The organism is Pseudofulvimonas gallinarii (assembly GCF_004343305.1).
Classification (GTDB): Bacteria; Pseudomonadota; Gammaproteobacteria; order Xanthomonadales; family UBA2363; genus Pseudofulvimonas; species Pseudofulvimonas gallinarii.
On record NZ_SMAF01000045.1, the window covers coordinates 1 to 5343 of the forward strand.

At 56.3% G+C, this 5343-nt stretch carries 2 tRNA genes and 3 rRNA genes; all 5 read left to right on the top strand.

Going from position 1 to position 5343, the window contains the following annotated elements:
• Positions 1-37: 37 nt before the first annotated feature.
• Positions 38-1575: ribosomal RNA gene (locus EDC25_RS14410) — 16S ribosomal RNA — on the top strand.
• A gap of 100 nt (positions 1576-1675) precedes the next feature.
• Positions 1676-1752 (top strand) — tRNA-Ile (locus tag EDC25_RS14415).
• Positions 1753-1760: 8 nt separating this feature from the next.
• Positions 1761-1836, top strand: a tRNA-Ala gene (locus EDC25_RS14420).
• A 239-nt stretch (positions 1837-2075) separates the two neighbouring features.
• Positions 2076-4958 (top strand): 23S ribosomal RNA (locus EDC25_RS14425).
• 90 nt (positions 4959-5048) lie between these two features.
• A 5S ribosomal RNA gene (gene rrf / locus EDC25_RS14430) occupies positions 5049-5163 on the top strand.
• Together the 16S, 23S and 5S rRNA genes with 2 tRNA genes alongside form the textbook arrangement of a ribosomal RNA operon.
• Positions 5164-5343: the final 180 nt, after the last annotated feature.

Below are 5343 nucleotides of genomic sequence, written 5' to 3' on the forward strand. Positions count from 1 at the left end.
TCTCTTTGCAAGATTGGTCCTTCGGGGCCTGCAAGTTCAAGTGAAGAGTTTGATCCTGGCTCAGATTGAACGCTGGCGGCATGCCTAACACATGCAAGTCGAACGGCAGCGCGGACTTCGGTCTGGCGGCGAGTGGCGGACGGGTGAGGAATGCATCGGAATCTGCCCCGACGTGGGGGATAACTTGGGGAAACTCAAGCTAATACCGCATACGTCCTAACGGGGAAAGCAGGGGACCTTCGGGCCTTGCGCGGCGGGATGAGCCGATGCCGGATTAGCTAGTTGGCGGGGTAAAGGCCCACCAAGGCGACGATCCGTAGCTGGTCTGAGAGGATGATCAGCCACACCGGGACTGAGACACGGCCCGGACTCCTACGGGAGGCAGCAGTGGGGAATATTGGACAATGGGCGCAAGCCTGATCCAGCAATGCCGCGTGTGTGAAGAAGGCCTTCGGGTTGTAAAGCACTTTTATCAGGAAAGAAATCCCATGGGTTAATACCCTGTGGGGATGACGGTACCTGAGGAATAAGCACCGGCTAACTTCGTGCCAGCAGCCGCGGTAATACGAAGGGTGCAAGCGTTAATCGGAATTACTGGGCGTAAAGGGTGCGTAGGCGGTTCGTTAAGTTGGATGTGAAAGCCCTGGGCTCAACCTGGGAATGGCATCCAAAACTGGCGGGCTGGAGTGCGGTAGAGGATGGTGGAATTCCCGGTGTAGCGGTGAAATGCGTAGAGATCGGGAGGAACATCGATGGCGAAGGCAGCCATCTGGACCAGCACTGACGCTGAGGCACGAAAGCGTGGGGAGCAAACAGGATTAGATACCCTGGTAGTCCACGCCCTAAACGATGCGAACTGGATGTTGTGGGCAACTAGGCCCTCAGTATCGAAGCTAACGCGTTAAGTTCGCCGCCTGGGGAGTACGGTCGCAAGACTGAAACTCAAAGGAATTGACGGGGGCCCGCACAAGCGGTGGAGTATGTGGTTTAATTCGATGCAACGCGAAGAACCTTACCTGGCCTTGACATGTCCGGAATCCTGCAGAGATGCGGGAGTGCCTTCGGGAATCGGAACACAGGTGCTGCATGGCTGTCGTCAGCTCGTGTCGTGAGATGTTGGGTTAAGTCCCGCAACGAGCGCAACCCTTGTCCCTAGTTGCCAGCACGTAATGGTGGGAACTCTAGGGAGACCGCCGGTGACAAACCGGAGGAAGGTGGGGATGACGTCAAGTCATCATGGCCCTTACGGCCAGGGCTACACACGTACTACAATGGAACGTACAGAGGGTTGCGATACCGCGAGGTGGAGCCAATCCCAGAAAACGTTTCTCAGTCCGGATCGGAGTCTGCAACTCGACTCCGTGAAGTCGGAATCGCTAGTAATCGCAGATCAGAATGCTGCGGTGAATACGTTCCCGGGCCTTGTACACACCGCCCGTCACACCATGGGAGTGGGCTGCTCCAGAAGCCGTTAGCCTAACCGCAAGGAGGGCGACGACCACGGAGTGGTTCATGACTGGGGTGAAGTCGTAACAAGGTAGCCGTATCGGAAGGTGCGGCTGGATCACCTCCTTTAGAGACGACCCCTTTACGGGCGTCCGCACAAGTGACCTGCATTCCGGAGAACGCCGCCTGGCCCAGAAGGGTATGCGGCTACGTCTTCAGTCATCTGATTGGGTCTGTAGCTCAGGTGGTTAGAGCGCACCCCTGATAAGGGTGAGGTCGGAGGTTCGAGTCCTCCCAGACCCACCACCAATCATGGGGCCTTAGCTCAGCTGGGAGAGCACCTGCTTTGCAAGCAGGGGGTCGTCGGTTCGATCCCGACAGGCTCCACCAGGTGGGACCGGAATGTAACTGCGCACACACGAATTTGCATCGGCTGGACGTTGAGGTCTGGCGATGTTCTTTGACAAGGTGGATGTAGCAAGCGTTTTGAGGAGGCATGTGCAGGCAGCCGGCAGGAGTGTCGGTGGAGCTGAGCATGTCGACCTGTACAAACGTGTCGTTGAGGCAAGTAAGCGATAGTAACAACAGTTGTTGTTCCGATCGGTTTGACCTGAGGGTTGAGGCGATAGGATCAAGCGACTAAGCGCATACGGTGGATGCCTTGGCGGTCAGAGGCGATGAAGGACGTGGCAGCCTGCGAAAAGCATCGGGGAGTCGGCAGCAGACTTCGATCCGGTGATGTCCGAATGGGGAAACCCACTCCGTTAGGAGTATCTGGTCCTGAATATATAGGGATTGGAAGCGAACCCGGGGAACTGAAATATCTAAGTACCCGGAGGAAAAGAAATCAACCGAGATTCCCCCAGTAGTGACGAGCGAACGGGGAACAGCCCAAAAGTCATGTTGGTTTTAATTGAACGGTCTGGAAAGGCCGGCCATAGACGGTGATAGCCCGGTAGGTGAAAGGGCCAATGTGATGACAAGTGAGTAGGGCGGGGCACGAGAAACCCTGTCTGAACATGGGGGGACCATCCTCCAAGGCTAAATACTACTGACCGACCGATAGTGAACCAGTACCGTGAGGGAAAGGCGAAAAGAACCCCGGTGAGGGGAGTGAAATAGACCCTGAAACCGTATGCGTACAAGCAGTCGGAGCCCCTTCGTGGGGTGACGGCGTACCTTTTGTATAATGGGTCAGCGACTTACATTCTGTGGCGAGCTTAACCGTCTAGGGTAGGCGAAGGGAAACCGAGTCTGAATAGGGCGCATAGTCGCAGGGTGTAGACCCGAAACCGGGCGATCTATCCATGCCCAGGGTGAAGGTGCGGTAACACGCACTGGAGGCCCGAACCCACTCCCGTTGCAAAGGTAGGGGATGAGGTGTGGATAGGAGTGAAAGGCTAATCAAGCTCGGAGATAGCTGGTTCTCCTCGAAAGCTATTTAGGTAGCGCCTCGGACGAATACTGCTGGGGGTAGAGCACTGTTATGGCTAGGGGGTCATTGCGACTTACCAAACCATTGCAAACTCCGAATACCAGCACGTACTATCCGGGAGACACACGGCGGGTGCGAACGTCCGTCGTGAAAAGGGAAACAACCCAGACCTACAGCTAAGGCCCCCAAATCGTGGCTCAGTGGGAAACGATGTGGGAAGGCACAGACAGCCAGGAGGTTGGCTTAGAAGCAGCCATCCTTTAAAGAAAGCGTAATAGCTCACTGGTCGAGTCGGCCTGCGCGGAAGATTTAACGGGGCTAAGTCACGTGCCGAAGCTTAGGGTGCACACTTAGGTGTGCGCGGTAGAGGAGCGTTCCGTAAGCCTGTGAAGGTGGATCGAGAGGTCTGCTGGAGGTATCGGAAGTGCGAATGCTGACATGAGTAACGATAATGCGGGTGAAAAGCCCGCACGCCGAAAGCCCAAGGATTCCTCGCGCAACGTTAATCGGCGCAGGGTGAGTCGGCCCCTAAGGCGAGGCAGAAATGCGTAGTCGATGGGAAGCTGGTTAATATTCCAGCACTTCGCAACAATGCGATGGGGGGACGGAGAAGGCTAGGTGTACCGGGCGTTGGTTGTCCCGGGGAAAGGCGGTAGGTGGTGGTCCTAGGCAAATCCGGGATCACTTACACCGAGCACCGAGACCAGGGTCTGCGGACCTGAAGTCACTGATGCCACGCTTCCAGGAAAAGCCTCTAAGCTTCAGTTGTTGTGGAACCGTACCGTAAACCGACACAGGTGGGCAGGGTGAGAATCCCAAGGCGCTTGAGAGAACTCGGGTGAAGGAACTAGGCAAAATAGTACCGTAACTTCGGGAGAAGGTACGCCCCCTGGTGTGGCCACATGCGTGGCTGGGCATTGGGGGGCCGCAGTGACCAGGCCGCTGCGACTGTTTATCAAAAACACAGGACTCTGCAAACACGAAAGTGGACGTATAGGGTCTGACGCCTGCCCGGTGCCGGAAGGTTAATTGATGGGGTTAGGGAAACCGAAGCTCTTGATCGAAGCCCCGGTAAACGGCGGCCGTAACTATAACGGTCCTAAGGTAGCGAAATTCCTTGTCGGGTAAGTTCCGACCTGCACGAATGGCGTAACGATGGCGGCGCTGTCTCCACCCGAGACTCAGTGAAATTGAAATCGCTGTGAAGATGCAGCGTTCCCGCGGCAAGACGGAAAGACCCCGTGAACCTTTACTATAGCTTTACACTGAACGTTGAGTTCGTCTGTGTAGGATAGGTGGGAGGCAGTGAAGCAGCCACGCCAGTGGTTGTGGAGCCATCCTTGAAATACCACCCTGATGTGCTTGACGTTCTAACCTAGGCCCGTTATCCGGGTCAGGGACCGTGTATGGTGGGTAGTTTGACTGGGGCGGTCTCCTCCCAAAGAGTAACGGAGGAGTACGAAGGTGCGCTCAGCACGGTCGGACATCGTGCAGTGTGTATAAAGGCATAAGCGCGCTTGACTGCGAGACCGACGGGTCAAGCAGGTACGAAAGTAGGTCTTAGTGATCCGGTGGTTCTGTATGGAAGGGCCATCGCTCAACGGATAAAAGGTACTCCGGGGATAACAGGCTGATACCGCCCAAGAGTTCATATCGACGGCGGTGTTTGGCACCTCGATGTCGGCTCATCACATCCTGGGGCTGTAGTCGGTCCCAAGGGTATGGCTGTTCGCCATTTAAAGTGGTACGCGAGCTGGGTTCAGAACGTCGTGAGACAGTTCGGTCCCTATCTGTCGTGGGCGTTGGAGATTTGAGGGGGGCTGCTCCTAGTACGAGAGGACCGGAGTGGACGTGCCTCTGGTGTTCCGGTTGTCATGCCAATGGCACTGCCGGGTAGCTACGCACGGAAGAGATAACCGCTGAAAGCATCTAAGCGGGAAACTCGCCCCAAGATGAGATCTCCCGGGACACAAGTCCCCTAAAGGCACCAGGAAGACTACCTGGTTGATAGGCGCGGTGTGGAAGGGCAGCAATGTCTTGAGCTAACGCGTACTAATGAGCCGTGAGGCTTGATCCTATCCCTTATCCCTCACTGACACGTTCTCTACAGGTCCTCAACGTGCGCGACAACTTCGCGCGCAAACCTTGCTACATCCACCCCCTTCTTCCTGGCGACCATAGCGGTGTGGTCCCACCCGATCCCATCCCGAACTCGGAAGTGAAACGCACCCGCGCCGATGGTAGTGTGGCTTAAGCCATGCAAGAGTAGGTCATCGCCAGGATCTTCATACCGCAAAGGCCCGAGACCCAACGTCTCGGGCCTTCGCTTTTGCGCCACCAGAAATCCTACTCAGCCGAAGCGGCCGGATCGGGGTGAACGGTGCGTGTTCCGTAAGCGTCTGCCGACGACACCTGTTTTCCCGGTCGCCAGCGGGGTTTGATGGGCACCCTCAATTCGATGG